We start from the raw sequence: 20,797 nt of genomic DNA, 5'->3' as shown, positions 1-20,797 counted from the left end.
TGTCTTCAGAAGATCCCATCGAAACGTCCCGCCTGTTCCTTCAGTCGGGCTATCCTCACAAGGCGATTGGAGAAGCCTGCACTGTTTGGAGTGGATGTGCCGCGAACCCAGCGTATCTTGCCTGATTTCGGGCCATCTAGCGATAGTACTAGCCCGGTGTTTCCACTGTCTGCGCAACGGGAGCATGAATATTGTCCACCATACCTAGTCCCAAGGTAGCAGAGGAAGTTCACTGGACTACCGGATCGGCAAGTTGCGCAGTCGCAGACGAGCGATGCGGCTTGCTGCAAGCTTCAGCCTGGAAGTACTCGTCCCGCAGCCGGGCGGCCAGGCGGCAGGCCACGGCCAGGATCATCCAGGTCGGGTTGGCATGGCCGCCGGTCGGCAGGACCGACCCACCGGCAATGTGGAGGTTTGCGACGCCGTGGACGCGGCAATGCCGGTCGACCACGCCGCTCCGGGGGTGAAGCGACATGCGCGTGGTCCCCATCGTATGCGCAAGGTCGATCGGGCCGGCAGCCGCCGGCTCCTTGCTCTCGATCCAGCTGGCGAAGCGGGGTGTCGGCAGATCGGCCGACGCGAGGCCCGTTCCCACCCGGCGCGCCAGGGCCAGCAGCGTGCGCCGCTCCTTCATCCCGACCCGCCAATCGGCGCGCGGCAGCGGAACGCCCAGGCGGTCGCGATCCGGCGAAAGCGCGATGCGGTTGTCGCGTTGCGGCTCCTGTTCGGTCACTGCTTCCAGCGATAGCCCGGAAAGCTTGTGCGGCAGCCCGCCGCTGGAGAACTCCGCCGCGACCATGTTCGGCGACAGGCGGATAGCCGAGTTCACGATCAGCTCTTTCATGACCCCGGGGAACTGCGGCGCCGAAAGAGCCTTCACGCCCATGCCCCGCACCAGCGTGCCCGACCCTTTCGCGACCGACGCGATGTCCCGCGCCGTTGCGGAACTGCGCCCCTTCAGGAGACGCTTGAGGGCATCCCACGGATCGTCCGGCGCGCGCTGCGGGGCGAAGTACACCGCCGCGTTGAGGAGCCCCTCCCTCTCCTGGAGTTCGGGAGCGAGCGCCAGGCCATGCATGAACATGTGCGACTTGCCATTGTGCGGGACGCCGTAGAACCCGAACAGCCTGGCCATGCGCGCAACGTGCTGCGGCTCGAACGCGCCCAGGCTCGCCCCAAGGTGGTCGATCATGTAGCGGCCGACGTTGTCGTACGGATTGCCGATCCCAGCCGGCGCGACGTCGTTCGACGCGAGCAGCAGCCGGGCATTCTCGATGGCGCTGGCCGCCAGCACGAAGTGCGCGGCTTCGACCCGCGCCCGCCTGCCCGCAAGGTTGGCGACATCCAGGGAGGCGACCCGCGTTCCGTCCGGCGCAAGCGCGATCCGCGTCACCGTCGCGTCCAGGAGCACGTCCACACCGGGCGGCGAACGCGCCAGCAGCTCACGGCCGAAGCGCATCACGTCCAGCCGTTCGACTCGCGAGCGCGAGAACTGCCAGTAGAACGACACGAGATCCGTCCCGGCGAAGCGGGGGGACGGTTCGTTCGGGCAGAGGTTGAGCAAGTCTCCCGCCTGCCGGATGAAGGGCTGTAGCTCAGCAGGCGAAACCGGCCAGCCGGACGCTTCGACCCACGGGCGGCGCGCGTAGTCGATGGGATCGAAGCAGGCCGACTTGCCTGCCCACGCCTGCGTCGAACCGCCAAGGCCGCGGCACCTGACCCCGTAGCCCTGCCGCTCGGCCGACCAAAGCTCCGCCAGGCCGGCGTGGAAGGCCGTTCGCGCGCCGTGCCATTCGGCTGGCCGGTCGCAGGGTCCCAGCTGCACTTCGTTCAGCGCCTCGTGGTCGTGGTCCTGCTGTTCGAGCCCGCTCTCGATCACCAGGACGGCGATGCCATGGCGCGCGCATTGTTCGGCTATCGTCAGGCCCGCAGGGCCCCCGCCCACGATGGCCAGGTCTGTCTTGAGAACCGCGCCGTGCTTGACGGCGCTCAGCCGATCGATGCGCATCGGGGGCGGCCATCGCGGGCGTCGGGCGATCCGGGCATCAGGCGCCCCTTGCCAGTTCCACCAGCCGGTAGGCCGGGCTCGCCGGAGAGTTCGGACGATAGACGGCCTTGGCCATGAACTTCATCACCGGCGCCGGCCAGGTCGGGCTCAGATGCAGGCGGCAAGTGCGGCGCATGATCGCCAGGGTCTTGGCGCACGTCTCGGCATCGTAGGTGATCGGCCGGTGAGCCCAGGCCCAGGGATTGAGAGCGGGGTGGGCCGTCCGATGGTTCATGATCGGGTCCCAGTTGGTGTAGACGTGCTTCGAGTTGTCGTAGAGGCAATGCACCCCCGGCCGCCTGGCATAGTCGCGGGCTTCCTGTTCGGTGTCGAAGATCACCGTAACGGTCGCCGCGTTCTCCGGGTCGTTGTGCGGGGAGATCCTGATCCCGCCGGCGCTTTGCAGCACCTCTTGGACCACCTTGCGCGCAGCCTTCAGCCGGGCGACGCTCTTGGGCAGCCGCGACAACTGGACGCCCAACATCGCGCCCTGCACTTCGGTCACCCGCGAATGCGAGGCGAGGAACGCCGGTTCGTTGCCGGCTTCGTATCCGTCGCGGGCCCAGATGCCGAGATCGTGGAAGTTCATCAGCCGCGCGAAAAGGTGCGCGTCGTTGGTCACGAGCGCCCCGCCCTCTCCGATGGTCATGTTCTTGTAGTGGTTGAAGCTGTAGACGCCGATGTCGCCGATCGAGCCGAGCTTGCGGCCCTTGTAGTCGATCCCGACTGCCTGGCAGGCATCCTCCACCACGGCCAGGCCATGACGGCGGGCGATCTCCATGATGGCGTCCATGTCGCAAGGCGCGTTGACCATGTGAACCGGCAGGATCGCCTTGGTGTAAGGCGTGATCTTGCGCTCCAGATCGCGCGGATCCATCGTCAGCGTCTCGTCGATATCGACCAGCACCGGCACCGCCCCTGCCAAGGCGGGCGCCGCGGCCGAAGCGATCCAGGTGTAGGCGGGCACCAGGACTTCGTCCCCCGGGCCGACCCCGATCGCCGTCATCGCCGCGTGCAGCGCGACCGTTCCGCTGGTGACCGTGAGCGCGTGCTCCGATCCCATGTAGCGGGCAAAGTCGCGCTCGAACCGGGTCGTCAGCCCGCGGGGGCCTTCCAGCCGCAGCAGGTTGCCGCCGCGGATCGCTTGCCCCGCCGCCAACCATTCCCTGAAACCCGGCTTCGCCATCATCCTGCCTCTCGGTGCTGTGACTGCATGCGGCCGGCCTGCCGCGCATCGCGGGCCGCGAACAGCCGCCGCGCCGCCCGCTCGAGCAGAGCGACGTCGCGCGGCACGGCGCTGACGATCTCGAGACCGCCATCAGGCAGGCGGCGGGCAAGGAACAGCGCGAACTCGTCGTCCCCTTGCGCCAGCGCCTCGGCCGGTTCGCAGCGCATCTGGCGCAGGCGCCTGGCGATCGCGGGTCTGGGCTCGATCCGCTCGACAACGCTCCCGCAGCCGTGTCGGATCGACCGCTCGATCGCCACGATGCCTTTGATGCCGCCTTGGGCCGCGGCCAGGAAAGCGGCGAAAGCTTCCGCCGACATCGCCTTGCGGCGCGCGTAGGACAGGACCGCTGCGTACTCGGTCAGGCGGCGCTTGTCGTACTCGCTGCCGAAGACCAGCTTCAGGATCGGCGTCATCGGCGCACGATCCTGCCTGGCGAGGCCGGCGCTGGCGAGAAGCCGGTCGAACGCCGCGGGCGCAGCCAATGCAGCGAGCGAGAACTCGTAGGCCTTGCCCAACGCCACATGCAGCGCTTTCCTGGTCCGCACCTCGTGCAGAAAATAGGACTGCGCAGACTGCCTGGCGCGTTCGAGCAGGCTTTCCAGATCACCCCGGCCCGATACCGTGGGCGGGCCGGCCTTCGCCGCAGCGCTTGCCCGGCGCTGGCCTTTCCGGGTGATCGAACCGAAACCGTAAGAGGGGAGCGGCAGATCGTCGTCGGCGCCATGCGGTCGCAGTTCGATCGGCCGGATCGGGCCCGCTGCCGGCAGCGCATCGGTGAGAAGCAGGGTATCTGGTGCAAGAGGCAGGGAATCCTCCCCGCCAAGCTCGTCTGCCAGCAACAACTCGCGATCCAGCAGCAAGACGCCGCCGCCTGATCGTTGCTTCTCCATCGTACCTCCATGGCCTGCGGCGCCAGGATCGCAGACCCGCGGGCCGTCCCGATCGATCCAAGCGGGAGACGCCCCGTGCTCCTCCTGCCGGCAAGTTACCGCCCCGGCACGCGTGCCTCAAAGGGAGCATGCGGCTTAATTCCTTCAGGTAGATGCAGGCCGCGCCGCTGCGCTAAGCGATCAACCCTTGTCGGGTCCGATCTCCGCCTTGGGCAGATAGCCGCCGGGCAGGCGTTGGCGATCGGGCTCTTCCGCCGCCAGAGGGGCGACGGGATGGAGCGTGCGGATACAGCGCTGGCCGAGCTCCCGGTACATGGCCGTACCTTCCACCTTCCAGCGCTTCTCCTCCTCCCGCAGCAAGCGGATCTGCCGGGCGGGAGAGCCTGCCCAGAGCGCACCGGCCGGGACTTCCGTGCCGGCTTTCACGAAGGCCATCGCCCCGATCATCGCGTCCTCGCCGATCTCGACATTGTCCATGATCACGGCGTTCATGCCGATCAGCGCGTTCCGCCCCACCACGCAGCCATGCAGGACCGCCCCATGCCCGACGTGCCCGTGCTCGCCGACGATGACGGTGCGGCCGGGAAAGCTATGAACGGTGCAATTGTCCTGCACGTTCGCCCCTTCGCCGATCTCGATCCGCCCGAAATCGCCGCGCAGCGACGCGCAGGGGCCGATGTACGCCTCCGGCCCGATCACGACATCGCCGATCAGCACGGCGTCCGGGTGGACGAAGGCGCCGGGCATGACCACCGGCACCAGACCATCGAAAGCGTAACACGGCATCGGGCACCCTCTTCCTGCTTCCCAGCGGCGAACGGGAGATCACACGGCGTTCATGGTCAGGAGGTCGTACGTCGCCGCCACGTCCCCGTCGCCGTCGGTTACGCTCACCGCCCAGGTCACTTCGCCGTACTCCCCCGGCGCGCGCATCTTCTTGGACTTGACCGTCAGCGCGACCTCGATCGCCGTGCCGGGCGTGATCGGCTTGAGAAATCGCAGATTGTCGAGCCCGTAGTTGGCGAGCACGGGTCCCGGAGCCGGATCGACGAACAGGCCGGCCGCGAACGACAGGATCAGGTATCCGTGCGCCACCCGGCCCGGGAAGAACGGATTGGCGGCCGCCGCCTCCTCGTCCATGTGCGCGTAGAACGCGTCTCCGGTGAACTCCGCGAAATGCTCGATGTCCTCGATCGTGATCGTGCGGGACGGCGTGTTGTAAGTGTAACCGACCTCCAGTTCGCCAAAAGTCAGGCGGAAAGGATGGACCTCGCCCGTAGGTTGCGGCGCGCCCGGTAGCCACTTGTCCACGATGCCCGAAAGGGTGCGCGGCGAGCCCTGCAGCGCGCTGCGCTGCATGTAGTGCTTCACGCCCCTGACCCCGCCGAGCTCCTCGCCGCCGCCGGCCCGCCCGGGACCGCCGTGGATCAGCATCGGCAGCGGCGATCCGTGCCCGGTGGATTCGGCTGCGCAGTCCCGGTCGATGAACAGGATGCGGCCATGATAGGCTCCGGCGCCTTCGATGAACCTGCGCGCGAGCGCGGGATCGTAAGTGAAGATCGACAGCGCCAGCGATCCCTTGCCGCGGTTCGCCAGGGCGATCGCGTCGTCCACACCGTGGTAAGGCATCAGCGTCGCGACCGGGCCGAACGCCTCGACATCGTGGATGACATTCGCCTTCCACGGAGCATCCGCGCGAAACAGCATCGGCGAGACGAAGGCACCGGTGTTCGGCTCCACCCCGGCAGCATCGACCAGCTCCGGATCGCCGAACACGAGTTCGGCCTCAGAGGCGAACAGGCGCGCCTTTTCGCGCACGTCCTCGAGCTGCTTCATCGAGGCGAGCGCGCCCATCGTCACGCCCTCGCTCATCGGGTTGCCGACGACCACTTTCTCGAGCCGCCCCCGGATCGCCGCCTCGGCCGCGCCCAGCAGTTCGGCCGGGACCAGCGCGCGCCGGATCGCGGTGCACTTCTGGCCGGCCTTGGTGATCATCTCGCGGACCACCTCCTTCACGAACAGGTCGAACTCCGGAGTGCCCGGCTGGGCATCGGGCGCGAGGATCGACGCGTTCAGCGAGTCCTGCTCCGCCACGAAGCGCACGGACTCGCGCTGCACGACCGGATGGTTCTTCAGCTTCGCCGCAGTGGCGGCGGAGCCGGTGAAGGAGACCACGTCCTGGCAGGTCAGATGATCGAACAGATCGCCCACCGAGCCGACCAGAAGCTGCAGTGCCCCTTTCGGCAGCAGGCCGCTGTCGATCATGATGCGGACGCACGCTTCCGCAAGCTGCGCGCCCTGGGTTGCGGGCTTCACGACCGCCGGGACGCCGGCCAGCAAGGTCGGGCCGAGCTTTTCCAGCATTCCCCAGACCGGGAAGTTGAACGCGTTGATGTGAACCGCGGCGCCGGGCCGGGAGGTATAGACGTGCTGGCCCACGAAGGTTCCGCGCCTGCCGATCGGCTCGAAATCGCCGTCTGTCAGTATGTGACCGTCCGGAAGTTCGCGGCGCGCCTTGGAGGACATCACGAACAGGGTCCCCGCGCCGCCTTCGATGTCGATCCAGCTGTCCGACCGGGTGGCGCCGGTGGTAGCCGAGATGGCGTAGAGTGCTTCCTTGTGCGCCATGATCGCGCTGGCGAGCCCCTTGATCATGTAGGCCCGCTCGTGAAACGTCATCCGGCGAAGATTTGGCCCGCCGACCGTGCGCGCGTGATCGAGGACCGCGGCGAAATCGAGCCCTTCGGTGCCGGTGTGGGCGACGATGGAGTTGTCGATGGCCGAGCGGATCTCAACGAGGCCGGAAGTGGACTCGAACCATTGGTCACGGGCGTAATTCTTCAACGTCTGGGTCATCGGCAGTCCTTGGTAATGCGACCCTCGGTAATGCGACCCCTGGTACGAACTCAGCGTCCCCCGAAGCTGGGTTGGCGTTTTTCCATGAACGCGGCCACCCCTTCACGGTAATCCGAACTCTGCCCGAGGTTCCTCATCAGGTCCCGCTCGTGATCCAGTTCGGTCTGCAGGTCGTTGAGCAGCGCGCCGCGAATGGCATGCTTGGTGGCGGCGAGCCCGCGCGTCGGCCCGGCGGCCAGGCGGCTGGCCAGCGCCATGCTCTGTTCTTCCAGCGCATCGTCGTCGACGCACTTCCAGATCAGGCCCCAGTCCTCCGCCTTCTCCGCCGGCAACGGTTCCGCGGTGAGCGCGAGGCCGAGCGCCCGGGCCTGGCCGACCAGGCGCGGAAGGACCCAGGTGCCCCCGGAGTCCGGAATGAGCCCGATGTTGGCGAACGACTGGATGAACTTCGCGCTGCGCGCCGCGATGACGATGTCGCACGCGAGCGCAACATTGGCTCCCGCGCCGGCGGCGACCCCGTTCACCGCGCATACGACCGGCTTGTCCCGCGTGGCCAGGCGCCTAATCAGCGGCGACCAGAACCGCTCCACAGTGTCTCCCAGGTCGACCGCCTCGCCGCCCGGCGAAACCGCGCGGTCGTTCAGGTCCTGCCCGGCGCAGAAGCCGCGGCCGGAGCCGGTCAGCAGCAGCGCGCGGACCGTTTCGTCGGCGTCCGCCATGTCGAGCGCCTCGGCAACTTCGCGGTGCATCTGCTCGGTGAAGCTGTTGAGCCGGTCCGGCCGGTTCAAGGTTACCCGCGCAACCCCCTGCTCGACTGCGTAGATGACCGTCTCGTAGCCCATCGCCTGCTCTCCTGAATTAATAGACTGCCCGGTCAGCCGATTATTGGCAAGGGCCTTGCAGGGCGCTACAGCAGGGTATGGACAAGCATGCGATCCCCGCCAACTCCCCTGTCGCCGTCATAGGCGCGGGAGCGATGGGGACCGGCATCGCCCAGGTAGCGGCGCAGGTCGGGCATCCGGTCATCCTGATCGACACCAGTGAGGAGGCGCTGGAGCGCAGCCGGCAATCGCTCGACAAGTCACTCGCGGGGATGGTGGAGCGCGGGAGGGTGGCGGAAGCGGAGGCCGCCGAACTCGCGGCCCGGATCGTCCGCACGACCGACATGGCCCGCGCGTCCACTGCCCGGCTCGCGATCGAGGCGGTGGTCGAACGCCTTGAGGTAAAGCGGGACGTCTTCGCCCGGCTGGCGGCGGCAATGGCCGAGGACGCGGTCCTGGCCAGCAACACGTCCTCACTGTCGATCGGCGCTCTCGCCGCCGGTGTCCCGCACCCGGAGCGCTTCATCGGCCTCCACTTCTTCAATCCCGTGCCGGTCATGAAGCTGGTGGAAGTGATCCCCGGCACGTACACCGCCCCGGCGACGGTCGAGGCAGCGGAAGCGGCGATGCAGCGCTGGGGCAAGATCGCAGCCCGCGTGCGCGACGTTCCCGGCTTCATCGTCAACCGGGTTGCCCGGCCATACTATGCGGAGGCCTTCGCCGCCTGGGGAGAAGGCATACCTGCGGCCAAGATCGACGCGGCGCTGGAGAGCGCGGGCGGCTTCAGGATGGGCCCGCTGGCGCTGACCGACCTGATCGGCCAGGACGTGAACTACGGCGTCGCCGCCAATGTCCATGACGGCTACCGCGGCAAGACGCGCTTCCGGCTGCAGCCGGCGCAGCGCGCGCTCACGCAAAGCGGGAAGCTGGGGCGCAAGAGCGGCGAAGGCGTCTATACTTACCCCGCGGGGCGGCCCGAGCCCACGGCCGTAGTGCCCGCCATGCCTCTCCCCCCGGTCGAGGTGACGCCCGAGCAGCGCGAGATCGTCCCCCTTGTCGCGGCGCTGCGGGCGCAGGGTGTCGCCTGTTCGCTGGACGCCCGGCTAGGGCCGGACACGCTGCGGGTCGGCGGCGTGGTCTTGGCAGTAGGCGACGGCCGAACCTTGTCGGAACGTGGCAATACCGACGTGCTGCTCGATCACGTCCGCGATTTCGCCGCCGCCTCCCGTGTGCCGATCGCCGCCCGCACGAGCGAAGCCGCCGCGGCGGCCGCGGCCCTGTTCGCGGCGGTCGGGAAGCAGGCGCTCGCCTTGCCGGACAGGCCGGGGCTGCTGGTCCTGCGGACCCTCGCCCAGCTCGCTAACGCCGCCGCCGATGCGGTCGTGGATGATGTCGCCAGCGCGGCGGACATCGACCGAGCCATGCGCTTTGGCGCCAACCATCCCGAAGGGCCGCTCGAATGGGCGGAGCGGTTCGGGCGCGAGCGTGTGGCGGACGTGCTGCAGCAGATCGCCCAGGGCGCCGGCGATGCGATCTACAGCCCTTCCCCCTTTTTCCGCACTCCGAAGGCCGGCTGGAGCGTACCAGGAGACAACCAGGATAACAGGCATGGCTGACGCGTTCATCTGCGACGCCGCGCGCACCGCGATCGGCCGCTTCGGCGGCGCGCTTGCCTCGGTGCGGGCAGACGATCTCGCGGCCGTGCCGATCGCGGCCTTGATCGAACGCTGGCCGGCCATCGTCGGCCAAGTCGACGATGTGATCCTTGGCGACGCCAACCAGGCCGGCGAGGACAACCGCAACGTCGCTCGAATGGCGGCCTTGCTCGCCGGCCTCGGGGAAAACGTACCGGGGACCACGATCAACCGCCTGTGCGGCTCCGGAATGGATGCCGTCGCCTATGCCGCGCGCGCCATCAAGGCGGATGAAGGAGACTTGTTCATCGCCGGCGGCGTCGAGTCGATGACCCGCGCGCCGTTCGTGATGCCGAAGGCGGAGCAGGCCTTTTCCCGCGCCGGCACGATCCACGATACGACGATCGGCTGGCGCTTCGTCAATCCGCTGATGCAGCAGGCCTTCGGAACGCATTCGATGCCGGAGACGGCGGAGAACGTGGCCGAGGAATTCCAGGTTACGCGGGAGGACCAGGATCGCTTCGCGTGCGAGAGCCAGCGCCGCACCGCCGCCGCCCAGGCGAGCGGCCGGCTGGCGGCGGAGATCGTGCCGGTCGCGATCCCGCAGCGCAAGGGCGCGCCCCTGGTGGTCGAGCGGGACGAACACCCGCGCGAGACGAGCCTGGAGCAACTGGCCGCACTGCGCCCGATCGTCAGGCCCGACGGGACGGTCACGGCCGGAAACGCCAGCGGCGTAAACGACGGCGCCGCCGCGATTATCGTTGCCAGCCAGGCGGCCGTCGAGCGTTACCACCTGACGCCGCGTGCGCGCGTGCTCGGCATGGCGACGGCGGGCGTGCCGCCCCGGATCATGGGCATCGGCCCAGCCCCGGCGAGCGAGAAGCTGCTCGACAGGCTCGGACTTACGATTGCCGAGATGGACATCGTCGAGCTCAATGAGGCTTTCGCCTCCCAGAGCCTCGCAGTCCTTCGCCAGTTGGGCCTGCCCGACGACGCGCAGCACGTGAACCCGAACGGCGGCGCAATAGCCTTGGGCCACCCTCTGGGAATGTCCGGAGCGCGGCTGGTGCTCACCGCGACGGAGGAACTCGCGCGCAGGGGCGAACGGCGCGCCTTGTGCACGATGTGCATCGGCGTCGGCCAGGGCATCGCCATGGCATTGGAGCGGGTCTGAGGCAGCGCCGCGGCTCGGTATTTCATTGACCGTCCGGTCGGTGAATGATATTAGTACTTACTGGAGACGTGCCATGTACACGACCGAGATGGACAAGAAGGCGGCTGACGCGGGCCTTGCGCAGAACGACGCAGAAGACCCGGCGAAGGTCGCCCGGTTCGAAGAGCGGGTCGCGGCGGACGAATTCATCGAGCCGAACGACTGGATGCCGGAAGCCTACCGCAAGACGCTGGTGCGGCAGATCTCGCAGCATGCGCACAGCGAGATCGTCGGCATGCTGCCTGAAGGCAACTGGCTGACCCGCGCGCCCAGCCTAGCCCGCAAGGCGATTCTGCTGGCGAAGATCCAGGACGAGGCGGGCCACGGCCTCTACCTCTACTGCGCCGCCGAAACCCTCGGCACGAGCCGGCAGGAGATGATCGAGGCCCTGCACAGCGGCAAGGCGAAGTACTCGACCATCTTCAACTATCCTACGCTCACCTGGGCGGACATTGGCGCGATCGGCTGGCTGGTCGACGGCGCGGCGATCATGAACCAGGTCCCGCTGCAGCGGACGAGCTACGGCCCTTATGCCCGGGCAATGGTCCGCATCTGCAAGGAAGAAAGCTTCCACCAGCGGCAGGGCTTCGACCTCCTGCTCCAGCTCGTGAACGGCACGCCGGAGCAGAAGGCGATGGCGCAGGACGCGCTGGGCCGCTGGTGGTGGCCCAGCCTGATGATGTTCGGCCCGCCCGACGACCAGAGCCCGAACACCGCCCGTTCGATGCGCTGGCGCATCAAGCGAGAGACGAACGACGAGCTGCGCCAGAGGTTCGTCGACGCCACCGTGCCGCAGGCGGAACTGCTCGGTCTCAAGGTGCCGGACCCCGACCTCACGTGGAACGAGGAACGCGGCCACTACGATTTCGGCGAGATCGACTGGGCCGAATTCTACGCCGTCGTGCGCGGCGACGGCCCTCTCGCGAAGGAGCGCCTGAAGGCCCGGCGCGACGCGTGGGACCAGGGCGCCTGGGTGCGCGAGGCCGCCGATGCCTACGAAGCGAAACAGGCGCAGCGCAGCCTCGCCGCGTGAACAGCAGGAGCCCGACCGGATGAGCAGGGACTGGCCTTTGTGGGAAGTTTTCGTCCGCCCCCGCGGCGGGCTCGAGCACCGGCATGTCGGATCGGTCCATGCGCCCGATGCGGAGATGGCCGTTCGCCATGCCCGCGACACCTACACCAGGCGGATGGAGGGCGTGAGCCTCTGGGTCGTGCGGTCGAACGACATCACCGCGTCCGATCCCGACCGCTCGGCGGAGATGTTCGAGCCGGCGGAAAGCAAGATCTACCGCCACCCGACGTTCTACGATCTGCCCGACGCCGTGAAGCACATGTGATGGCAGACCCGCTGTTCGAATACCTCCAGCGCCTCGGCGACGACAGCCTGATCCTGGCGCAGCGCCTGTGCGAATGGTGCGGCCGCGCTCCCTCGGTCGAGGTCGACCTGAGTATCGCCAACATGGGGCTCGACCTGCTCGGCCAGGCCCAGCTCTTCCTGGCCTATGCCGGGGAGATCGAGGGCAAAGGGCGGGACGAGGACGCGCTGGCCTATCACCGCGATGCCGCCGAGTTCCGCAATTGCCTGCTGGTGGAGCAGCCGAACGGCGACTTCGCCCAGACCATGGCGCGGCAGTTCCTGTTCTCGCTGCACCGGGAGCTGCTGCTCGAAGCCCTCACCGCTTCCAGCGACACGCGGATCGCGGAGATTGCCGCCAAGGCGGTGAAGGAGGTCCGCTATCATGTCGAGCTGTCGAGCGACTGGGTGATCCGCTTGGGCGACGGCACGGATGAAAGCCACCGCCGGATGGAGGAAGGGCTCGACTGGTTCTGGCGCTTCGTCGACGAGATGTTCGAGCTGGACGCGCTTGAGACGGAGCTTGCCTCGTCGGGCATCGCCGCCGACCGCCGCGCGCTGCGCGGCGAATTCGACCGGCGGATGACCGAAGTGGTGGAACGCGCGACCCTGGAAGTGAAGCCAAGCCAGTGGCCGCTTTCCGGCGGCAGGCGAGGCAGGCACGGCGAGGAGCTTTCCCGAATGCTGGCGGAAATGCAGGTGCTGGCCCGCGCCTATCCCGACGCGCGCTGGTAGGTGAGAGATGGTCGGCACCGCCCAAGATCTGCAGCCGGACCTGCTCCAGCGCATCCGCACGGTCCTGGAGCAAGTGCCGGATCCGGAACTGCCGGTGGTCTCCCTGGTCGATCTCGGGATCGTCCGCGAAGTGGCCTGCGCCGAAGACGGGCGGGTCGTCGTACGGATCACGCCGACTTATACCGGCTGTCCCGCGACGCTGGTGATCCAGCAATCCGTGCGGGCCGCGCTCGACGAAGCCGGCTACTCCGACGTGATCCTCGAAACAGTCCTCTCGCCGCCGTGGTCGACCGACATGATCACCGACGCGGGGCGGGAGAAGCTGCGCGCCTACGGCATCGCCCCTCCGGGAGCCCGGCAGGAGGCGGTGGCCTGCCCGCGCTGCGGTTCGACCGAAACGCGCGAGGTGAGCCGCTTCGGCTCGACCCCGTGCAAAGCGCTGTGGCAATGCGGATCGTGCAGCGAGCCGTTCGACTACTTCAAGTGCCACTGATTGATGTCCGCGCAGTTCCATCCGCTGGTGATCGCCGAAGTCCGCCGGGAAACCGCCGACGCGGTGTCGCTGCGCTTCGCGCTGCCCGATCACCTGGTCGAAGTGTTCCGCTTCACCCCCGGCCAGCACCTGACGCTGCGCGCGCAGATCGACGGGGAGGAGGTCCGCCGCAACTATTCGATCTGCACCGCGCCGCACGAGAACGAGCTCCGCGTCGCGATCAAGCAGATCGCCGGCGGCCGCTTCTCCACCTGGGCGAACACGCACCTGGCCGCCGGGCAGACGCTCGACGTCATGGCCCCGCACGGCAGCTTCACGCGGCGGTTCAGCCCCGACCAGTCCGGCACTTACGCCGCGTTCGCCGGCGGTTCCGGCATCACGCCGATCCTCTCGCTGCTCAAGACCGGGCTGGCGACCGAAGAGAACAGCCGGTTCGTGCTGCTTTACGGCAACCGCGCCTCGGCCGGCGTGATGTTCCTGGAGGAAATCGCCCGGCTGAAGGACAAGTTCATGAGCCGCCTGCAGGTGTTCCACTTCCTCGAGGAGGAAGAAGGCGAGATCGCCATCTTCAACGGGCGGCTGGACAGCGAGAAGGTCGCCGCGGTGCTGGGCACTCTGGTGGAACCGTCCGAGATCGACACGGCCTTCATCTGCGGACCCGGCCCGATGATGGACGCGGTCGAGAGCGGGCTGCTTTCGTCCGGGGTGCCCGGCGACAGGATTATGATCGAGCGGTTCACGGTCGGCGCGATGAGCGAGGCCCAGGTCGCCGCCGCCCGCGCGATGGAGCAGGCCGCAGCGGGCAAGCCGGTCATGCTGACGATCGAAGGGCGCCGCCGCAGGATCGCCTTCGATCCGGCCAAGGAAACGATCCTGGAGAACGCGCGCGCCGCGGGCCTGCCGGCGCCGTTCGCCTGCAAGGCCGGCGTCTGCGCGACCTGCCGCGCCAAAGTGACCAAAGGCGAAGTGCGGATGATCCAGAACTTCGGCCTCTCCCCGCAGGAGGTGGAGCAAGGCTATGTCCTCACCTGCCAGGCCGTGCCGGTCAGCGACGAAGTGGAGCTCGACTACGATGCCTGAGGAAGCGCCCCTGCTGATCGTGGAGCGGCCCGGTCCGGGCATCGTGCTCCTGCGGCTCAACCGGCCGGAGAAGCGCAATGCCCTGGCCACGCCGCTGCTGCAGGAAATCGCCGGCGCGCTGCAACGGGCCGACGGCGACGATGAAGTGCGCGTCGCGGTCGTCACCGGCAGCGAGAGCGTGTTCGCCGCGGGGGCGGATCTCGGCGAGTTGGCTGCTGCCAGTTCGAGCGATCCGGTGGAGAGCGACCGCTTCAAAGCCTGGGCGGCGATCAGGGACTTCCGCAAGCCGCTGATCGCCGCAGTCGAAGGCTGGTGCCTCGGCGCAGGGGCGGAGCTGATGATGTGCGCCGATATCGTCGTCGCCGGGGAGGACGCCAGGATCGGCCTGCCCGAAACGAACCTCGGCATCATGCCCGGCGCCGGCGGCACGGCCATCCTGCCCCGCCTGGTCGGCCGCGCCTTGGCTATGCGCGTGGTCTTGACGGGGGAGCCGATCGGCGCAGCTCAAGCCCGCGAGGCCGGGCTGATCGCCGACGTGGTGCCTGCCGGCGGAGCGCTTGAAGCCGCGCTCGACCTCGCCTCCACCCTCGCCGCACGCGCGCCGCTGGCGCTCGCGGCAGCGAAAGCCAGCATCAAGAATGCCGGACAGCTCGCTGTTTCCGAACACTTGCGGGCCGAACGGGAGCTGTTCTTGAGTCTGCTCGGCACCGAGGATAAGGCCGAAGGCCTGCGCGCCTTCCGCGAAAAGCGCCCACCCGTCTGGCGGAGCCGCTAGGGCACGAACGCGCCCCCTGAACAAGCGTAAGATCCTCCCCCTCTGGGGGAGGTGGCAGCCCGTAGGGCTGACGGAGGGGGCTTGGCCTGGCTCAACCGATCGTCCAGGCCAGGGGGGCCCCCCCCCCCCCCCCCGCCCCCCCCCCCCCCCCCGCGGGGGGGGGGGGGGGGGGCCCCCCCCCCCCCCCCCCCCCCCCCCCGCGGCCTGGCTCTACAGTACGCCCAGGCCACCCCCCTCCACCGCCTTCGGCGGTCCCCCTCCCCCAGAGGGGGAGGATTGGGTCGCTTCACGCAGCCTCAGTGAGCGAGCGCGTGCTTCATGGCGCTGGCGCGGTCATGTCCCTTGCGGATCGACTCCATGCACTTCTCCAGCACGCCGCGGGTCTCAGGCGAGAGATCGCCGTCACGCAAGGCCACTTCGTACTTGTCCTTGATGTAGTCCTCGCCGCGCTCGACCTCGTTGACGATCGCGCCTTCGTCCTGGCCGGTCACCGCTTCCTTGATGTTCAGCCAGGTGCGATGCACCGCGCCGGCGGTGGAGCTTTCCATCTCCGGCTCACCGCCCAGCGCGCGGACATGCGCCTGCAGGTCGGATGCGACTCTGCTGCGCTCCTCCGACATCTCTCGGAAGAACTGCGCGTGAGTGGCGACCTGGCTGTCCTCTGCCGATTCGCGATAACCCTTCACGCTGTCGAGAGTGGTGGCGATCAGCGTGTTGATGACGGTAATGTCGTGCGACTTGTCCATGCGTAAGCTCCTCTTGGTTCGGCTTCGCGACACAAGCGGTTGAGCAGTGGACATGTTCCGCGCGCGGACCGGTCAATCGACGGCCCGCGCGAATGTCGGGACAGTCGGCTAGTCAGTCCATTGAACGTCGGCACCAAGGGCGACGAAGTTGCGAACGAAGCCCGGGTGCGCACGCCGGATCGGGTCGGCATCCAGGATCGTCGATTCGCCCTTGATCGAGCTCGCCACCATCAGCAACGCGATGGCCACGCGGATGATGTAGGGGCTGGTCACGGTGGCCGGCGCCAATGCATCGCCGCCAAAGGTGATCAGGCGGTGCGGATCGCACAGCAGAGTGTGCGCGCCGAACAGCGAGAGTTCGGTGTGCCAGGTCAGGCCGCCTTCGTAGACCTTGTTCCAGAACATCGTCTGGCCTTTGGCCTTCACGCCCAGAGCGATGAAGATCGGCAGCAGGTCGGCCGGGATATAGGGCCAGGGAGCCGCTTCGACTTTGGTGATCAGGTGGGAGGTGAAGTTCTCGCGCACCACCAGCTGCTCCGGCGCGGCGAGGCGCGACCAGCCGTCGGCGTGCTCGACCTCGGCGCCGAACTTGGCGAACGTGCGATCGAGCAAGGGGAAGTGCTCGGGGTGGCGGTTGCGAACCGAGATGTCGCCGCCGGTCACCGCAGCGAGGGCCAAGAACGTGGCGATCTCGTGATAGTCTTCGCTGAATGTGTAGTCGGCCGAACCGAGCTCCGCGCCGCCCTCGACCGAGACCATCGAAGTGCCCTTGCCGACGATCCTGGCGCCCATCAGCTCGAGGAAGTCGCACAGTTCCTGGACGTGCGGCTCGCACGCGGCGTTGACGACCTGCGAGGTGCCGTTCGTGGCCAGGGCGCAGAGGATGAAGTTCTCGGTCGTGGTGACGGATGCGTACTCCAGCCACATGCGCACCGCCTCGCCCGCCTGGCGGCGCCGGAAGACGATCTCCTTGCCGCCGGTCTCGACATCGGCGCCGAACGCCTTGAACACCTCGACGTGCGGATCGATCTCGCGCGCGCCGAGCGTGCAGCCCTTGACCTCGTGCTCCAGCCGGGCCTCGCCCAGGCGGACGAGCAGGCCGGGGATCATCATGATCGACGCGCGCATGGCTTGCGGCAGGGTCGCCTTCGCGCCCGCCGGCACGGTCGAATGGTCGATCGTCAGCAGCTTGGCCGCGCGGTCCCATTCGACCTTGGACCCGAGTTCGCCGAAGAAGCCGACGATGCGCTCGACATCGGTGATCTCCGGCACGTTGCGCAGGGTCACGGGGGCATCGGTCAGCAGCGTGGCGCAGAGCACCGGCAGGACCGCATTCTTGTTGGCCGACGGCTCGACACGGCCGGTCAGCCGCTGGCCGCCGCGCACCAGAAGCGAACTCATTGCTTCATTCCTCGTATTCCTTGGTCGGGCATCAGTAGCCCATCAGCTTCAGGACTTCCTCGCGGCTACGATGGTCGCTGCGGAAGATGCCCATGACCCGGCTCGTCACCATGCTCACCCCGGGGGTGCGCACGCCGCGCGCGGTCATGCACGAATGGTTTGCGTCGATCACCACGGCAACGCCGCGCGGCTCCAGATGGTCCCAGATACACTGCGCCACTTCGGCGGTGAGGCGTTCCTGGATCTGCAGCCGACGGGCATAGCCGTGCAGCACGCGGGCGAGCTTGGAAATGCCGACGACCCGGTTGGTCGGCAGATATGCGATCGCCGCCTTGCCGATGATCGGCGCCATGTGGTGCTCGCAGTGGCTCTGGAACGGAATGTCCTTCAGCAGCACGATCTCGTCGTACCCGCCGACTTCCTCGAACACGCGGCTCAGGTGGATGGCCGGGTCCTCGGTATAGCCGAGGCAGTATTCCTTCCAGGCACGCCCCACGCGCGCAGGGGTGTCGAGAAGACCTTCCCGCTCCGGGTCGTCGCCGGCCCAACGGATCAACGTGCGGATCGCGTCCTGGACCTCATCGGGCACCGGGGGCTTACCGCGCGGATCGTCCTCATCCGGGCCTACAAGGCTGCTCATTGACGCTTCGTTTCCTTTGCAGTCGCGCTTTCGCGCGGCTCAATAGGCTGCCGCGACGGAAAAGGCCACGCCTGCTCTGGAGGAACTCGAACATCTGTTCCGGAGTCTCCGGATCGAGCGTCTCGCTGTCGGCGATCTCCTTCTCCAGACCGTTCGGCTTCTCGATCTCCAGCGGCCGCAGCGATCGGCCGGGGCCGCGCCCGTGCTCCGCGATCATCGCCGCCATGGAGCCGTGCCGATCGATCAGCGGCCCGACCTCGCTTTCCTCTAGCCCGCAGTGCTCGGCCAGCAATGAATGGCGCAGCGCGCGAATGGCCGGCCCGCAATCGCCGTTCGCCGGCCGCGCGCAGTCGATGAACACGTCGCACTCGCTGTCGAGGCCGAGCGAGCGGTTGTTCAGGTTGGCCGAGCCGATCCGCAGGACCTCGTCGTCGACGATCATGATCTTGGCATGGCAGTAGATCGGCGTTTCGCCGGTGTGAGGCACGAACAGATGCAGCCGTCCCTTGTGGTCGAGCTCGCGCAGTGAAGTGACCAGCCGCGCCCGGGCGGTGTCCATCGCAAGTTGCTCGATCCAGTCCTCCGCGTGGCAGGGCTGGACGATGACGATCTCCGGCGGATCTTCCTCCTGCAGCCGCTTGCCGATCGCCTCGCCGACTTTGCGCGAGGCGAAATACTGGCTTTCTGCATAGATGAAGCGCTTGGCCCGGGCGATGTGGAGCAGGAACAGCTGCTCGATCTCGCTCACCGCATCGACACCGTCGTAGGCGGCGCGGGTACGGGAGATACCGACTTCGATATCGCTGAACTGGGCCTGCAGTCCTTCCGGCCACGCGCTCCCGGTCGGACTTTCGACTTCCCCGAGCTCGCGGCCGCCGGCGCGCCGCCAGCGCACGCGCCCGAGTTCGCCGAGCGCTTCCGCAACGTCCCCTTCCAGCATCATCGTGGCATCGTGCCAAGGGCAGTATTTCTCCCCGCTCGGCGTCTTGCGGCGCGGATCGTGCTCGACATGCTCGCGCGTGTCCCAGCGCTCGCTGGTCATGTCGATGCCGCCGCACACCGCCAGCGAATCGTCGATCACCACGATCTTCTGGTGATGGCTGCAGCCGACCGGGTGGGCGTTGTCGAACTTGAACTGGATCCGCTCGTGAGACTTCCAGCGCACCAGATCGAGCAGCATCGAGCCGCGCTTGAGGAACTTGAGAGTGCCGAAGCTCCACTTGAGGATCAGGACGTCGAGGTTCGGGCGGTGCCGGCCCAGCCACAGGATGAAGCTGCCCAGCCGCGCCGGGCATTTCCGCCGCCACGCCTTCTGCCACCAGCGCCGGCCGATCGCGAGATGGATGCGGGTGTCGAAGTCCCACCCGATCATCAGGATGCGCCGGCGGGCCTTGAGCATCGCCTGCTGCATCAGCGCGAAATAATCGGCCGCATCGACGATCACGGCGGCGCGCTTGACCTTCGCGTAACGCCATACGCCCGGCTCGACGGAGCTGTCGTCGAACCAGTCTTCGCTGCCGCTGTCCTCGTTCAATGCGCTTATGCCTACTCCTGCGCTTCCTCTAGCTTCTCTGGTGTAACCTCAGCCTGGCTGCTCTCCTCCCGCTTCCGCCGCTCGAACACCGAGCGCATGTAGGTGAGGTCGTCCTCATCCAGATATTGCGTGTAGTCCGGGAAGTTTTCCTCTTCTTCCTCGTCGATATGGTGGGTGTAGCGGTGCCGCAAGTGCTCGAACTTGGTGGCCCACTCCTCGGAAGAGGTATCGGTCGCGGCGAGATCGTTGAGCAGGTCCTCGATCTCCTTGTGCTCGGCGACCGAATGACGGGTCTCGTCGGTGGTCTCCGGCTTGCGCAACATGGTGGAATAGAGCGCCTGCTCTTCCGCCGCGGCGTGACCCTTCAACTCCTTGGTAAGGCGTTCGAGCAGCCGCGTGCGGTCGGCTTCGCTGGAGGCGTCCCCGAGCTGGGCGAACAGATCGCGATGGAGATCATGATCCTCGATCAGGCGCGCGAAAATGTCGGTGTTGTCAGCCAAAGGCCTGCCTCCTGTCCTCAGTCACCAGATGAACCGGCGGGACAGCCGGCGGTTCCGCGACGAAAAGGAGTAGCGCCGGCGCCCGCCTGCTCCATATTGCAGGCGCATGGGCATATTGCGCGACGAGGCGCCCGGCAGGGCGGAGATGGAAATGATGGCGCGCCAGGCCCTTGGCAGGCTGCCGCCGCAGTTCCGCGAGCACCTGGGCGACGTGGTCGTGAGGGTCGAGGAATTCCCCACGCGTGAGCAGCTGGCCTCGGTCGGGCTGGACGACCGCTGGGACCTCAGCGGGCTCTACGAAGGGGTGCCGCTCAGCGAACGTTCCATCTGGAGCCCAAGCGAGATGCCGCCGATCGTGACCCTGTTCCGCCAGCCGCTGATCCGCGAATGGCGCGAAACCGGCGTGCGATTCGGCGATCTCGTGACCCATGTCGTCGTCCACGAGATCGGCCATCATTTCGGCTTCACCGACGAGACCATGCACTTGCTGGAGGACGGCGAGGAGTTTTGAGGAGCCGGCTTCACCGCCGGTGGCGCCTACCCAAAACGACCCATCGTCACCCCGGCGCAGGCCGGGGCCCATCGGGCCGCAAGCGCGGAAGGGCAATGGATCCCGGCCTTCGCCGGGATGACGAAGATGAGTACGTTTATCGACAGGGCGGGGTTGTAGATTGCGCTCGCAGAGGCGCGGAGGCGCGGAGGGGTGTTCCGCGATGCTCGGCGCCCCACGCAGTGAAATCTTGGAGTTCCGCTTCGCGGAAATGACAAAACGAGCGAGACAATCTCTCCGCGCCTCTGCGCCTCTGCGAGCGTATACCTTTCATAGGGACGAGGGCAGCCCTGCGCCCCA

Annotated in this window: 20 protein-coding genes; 9 read left to right on the top strand and 11 right to left on the bottom strand. The window is 67.6% G+C overall.

Annotation, left to right across the window (positions count from 1 at the left end):
- Nucleotides 1-229: 229 nt before the first annotated feature.
- The 6 genes from GRI75_RS06835 to paaG form a co-directional block, all read right to left on the bottom strand.
- The gene (locus tag GRI75_RS06835) at nt 230-2,008 is read right to left on the bottom strand and encodes a GMC oxidoreductase (RefSeq protein ID WP_160746216.1); all 1,779 of its coding nucleotides are present in this window, start codon (nt 2,006-2,008) and stop codon (nt 230-232) included.
- 37 nt (nt 2,009-2,045) lie between these two features.
- On the bottom strand, nt 2,046-3,236 hold the full coding sequence (locus tag GRI75_RS06830) for a DegT/DnrJ/EryC1/StrS family aminotransferase (protein WP_202389632.1): 1,191 nt from the start codon (nt 3,234-3,236) through the stop codon (nt 2,046-2,048).
- The gene (locus GRI75_RS06825; protein ID WP_160746215.1) at nt 3,233-4,165 is read right to left on the bottom strand and encodes a hypothetical protein; all 933 of its coding nucleotides are present in this window, start codon (nt 4,163-4,165) and stop codon (nt 3,233-3,235) included. The genes GRI75_RS06830 and GRI75_RS06825 overlap by 4 nt, the downstream gene beginning before the upstream one ends.
- Nucleotides 4,166-4,345: 180 nt before the next feature.
- Entirely contained in the window at nt 4,346-4,951 is a 606-nt protein-coding gene (locus tag GRI75_RS06820) for a transferase hexapeptide repeat family protein (RefSeq protein ID WP_160746214.1), read from the bottom strand.
- A 39-nt stretch (nt 4,952-4,990) separates the two neighbouring features.
- The gene (gene paaZ, locus GRI75_RS06815; RefSeq protein ID WP_160746213.1) at nt 4,991-7,021 is read right to left on the bottom strand and encodes a phenylacetic acid degradation bifunctional protein PaaZ; all 2,031 of its coding nucleotides are present in this window, start codon (nt 7,019-7,021) and stop codon (nt 4,991-4,993) included.
- Between the two features lie 50 nt (nt 7,022-7,071).
- Nucleotides 7,072-7,863 carry a 2-(1,2-epoxy-1,2-dihydrophenyl)acetyl-CoA isomerase PaaG gene (gene paaG, locus GRI75_RS06810; protein WP_160746212.1) on the bottom strand — a complete coding sequence of 264 codons (792 nt, stop codon included), beginning with the start codon at nt 7,861-7,863 and terminating at the stop codon, nt 7,072-7,074.
- Between the two features lie 77 nt (nt 7,864-7,940).
- On the opposite strand from paaG, the gene GRI75_RS06805 reads away from it, so the two are divergent.
- The 8 genes from GRI75_RS06805 (at nt 7,941) to GRI75_RS06770 (ending at nt 15,126) form a co-directional block, all read left to right on the top strand.
- Complete coding sequence (locus GRI75_RS06805; RefSeq protein ID WP_160746211.1) at nt 7,941-9,458, top strand: 3-hydroxyacyl-CoA dehydrogenase NAD-binding domain-containing protein; 1,518 nt, start codon at nt 7,941-7,943, stop codon at nt 9,456-9,458.
- Nucleotides 9,451-10,650, top strand: coding sequence for a 3-oxoadipyl-CoA thiolase (gene pcaF / locus GRI75_RS06800; RefSeq protein ID WP_160746210.1), 1,200 nt, complete (start codon nt 9,451-9,453; stop codon nt 10,648-10,650). Before GRI75_RS06805 ends, pcaF begins: the two co-directional genes overlap by 8 nt.
- A 73-nt stretch (nt 10,651-10,723) precedes the next feature.
- Nucleotides 10,724-11,722 carry a 1,2-phenylacetyl-CoA epoxidase subunit PaaA gene (gene paaA / locus GRI75_RS06795; protein ID WP_160746209.1) on the top strand — a complete coding sequence of 333 codons (999 nt, stop codon included), beginning with the start codon at nt 10,724-10,726 and terminating at the stop codon, nt 11,720-11,722.
- A gap of 19 nt (nt 11,723-11,741) precedes the next feature.
- Nucleotides 11,742-12,026, top strand: coding sequence for a 1,2-phenylacetyl-CoA epoxidase subunit PaaB (paaB, locus tag GRI75_RS06790; RefSeq protein ID WP_160746208.1), 285 nt, complete (start codon nt 11,742-11,744; stop codon nt 12,024-12,026).
- Complete coding sequence (paaC, locus tag GRI75_RS06785; RefSeq protein WP_160746207.1) at nt 12,026-12,778, top strand: 1,2-phenylacetyl-CoA epoxidase subunit PaaC; 753 nt, start codon at nt 12,026-12,028, stop codon at nt 12,776-12,778. Before paaB ends, paaC begins: the two co-directional genes overlap by 1 nt.
- Before the next feature lie 7 nt (nt 12,779-12,785).
- Complete coding sequence (paaD, locus tag GRI75_RS06780) at nt 12,786-13,271, top strand: 1,2-phenylacetyl-CoA epoxidase subunit PaaD (RefSeq protein ID WP_160746206.1); 486 nt, start codon at nt 12,786-12,788, stop codon at nt 13,269-13,271.
- Between the two features lie 3 nt (nt 13,272-13,274).
- Nucleotides 13,275-14,351, top strand: a complete 1,077-nt coding sequence (gene paaE / locus GRI75_RS06775) for a 1,2-phenylacetyl-CoA epoxidase subunit PaaE (RefSeq protein WP_160746205.1) — start codon at nt 13,275-13,277, stop codon at nt 14,349-14,351.
- Entirely contained in the window at nt 14,344-15,126 is a 783-nt protein-coding gene (locus tag GRI75_RS06770) for an enoyl-CoA hydratase-related protein (protein WP_160746204.1), read from the top strand. Before paaE ends, GRI75_RS06770 begins: the two co-directional genes overlap by 8 nt.
- A gap of 296 nt (nt 15,127-15,422) precedes the next feature.
- Here the strand turns inward: GRI75_RS06770 and GRI75_RS06765 are convergent, their stop codons facing one another.
- The 5 genes from GRI75_RS06765 to GRI75_RS06745 all read right to left on the bottom strand — a co-directional run bounded on the left by GRI75_RS06765 (nt 15,423) and on the right by GRI75_RS06745 (nt 19,947).
- A complete protein-coding gene (locus GRI75_RS06765; RefSeq protein WP_160746203.1) occupies nt 15,423-15,872 on the bottom strand; it encodes a PA2169 family four-helix-bundle protein in 450 nt (149 codons plus the stop codon).
- A gap of 108 nt (nt 15,873-15,980) precedes the next feature.
- On the bottom strand, nt 15,981-17,273 hold the full coding sequence (locus GRI75_RS06760; RefSeq protein WP_160746202.1) for a UDP-N-acetylglucosamine 1-carboxyvinyltransferase: 1,293 nt from the start codon (nt 17,271-17,273) through the stop codon (nt 15,981-15,983).
- A gap of 31 nt (nt 17,274-17,304) precedes the next feature.
- Complete coding sequence (gene folE, locus GRI75_RS06755; RefSeq protein WP_160746201.1) at nt 17,305-17,913, bottom strand: GTP cyclohydrolase I FolE; 609 nt, start codon at nt 17,911-17,913, stop codon at nt 17,305-17,307.
- Nucleotides 17,888-19,447 (bottom strand): phospholipase D-like domain-containing protein, encoded by a 1,560-nt coding sequence (locus GRI75_RS06750; protein WP_328597943.1) that lies wholly within the window; start codon nt 19,445-19,447, stop codon nt 17,888-17,890. The genes folE and GRI75_RS06750 overlap by 26 nt, the downstream gene beginning before the upstream one ends.
- A gap of 11 nt (nt 19,448-19,458) precedes the next feature.
- Nucleotides 19,459-19,947, bottom strand: a complete 489-nt coding sequence (locus GRI75_RS06745) for a hemerythrin domain-containing protein (RefSeq protein WP_160746200.1) — start codon at nt 19,945-19,947, stop codon at nt 19,459-19,461.
- Nucleotides 19,948-20,053: 106 nt separating this feature from the next.
- Between GRI75_RS06745 and GRI75_RS06740 the strand changes: the two genes are divergently transcribed.
- Nucleotides 20,054-20,458 (top strand): metallopeptidase family protein, encoded by a 405-nt coding sequence (locus tag GRI75_RS06740; RefSeq protein ID WP_160746199.1) that lies wholly within the window; start codon nt 20,054-20,056, stop codon nt 20,456-20,458.
- Nucleotides 20,459-20,797: the final 339 nt, after the last annotated feature.

The sequence above is a fragment of the Croceibacterium soli genome (assembly GCF_009828065.1).
Classification (GTDB): Bacteria; Pseudomonadota; Alphaproteobacteria; order Sphingomonadales; family Sphingomonadaceae; genus Croceibacterium_B; species Croceibacterium_B soli.
The sequence above is the reverse complement of the archived record's forward strand: the minus strand, read 5'-3'. Positions and strand labels throughout refer to the sequence as shown.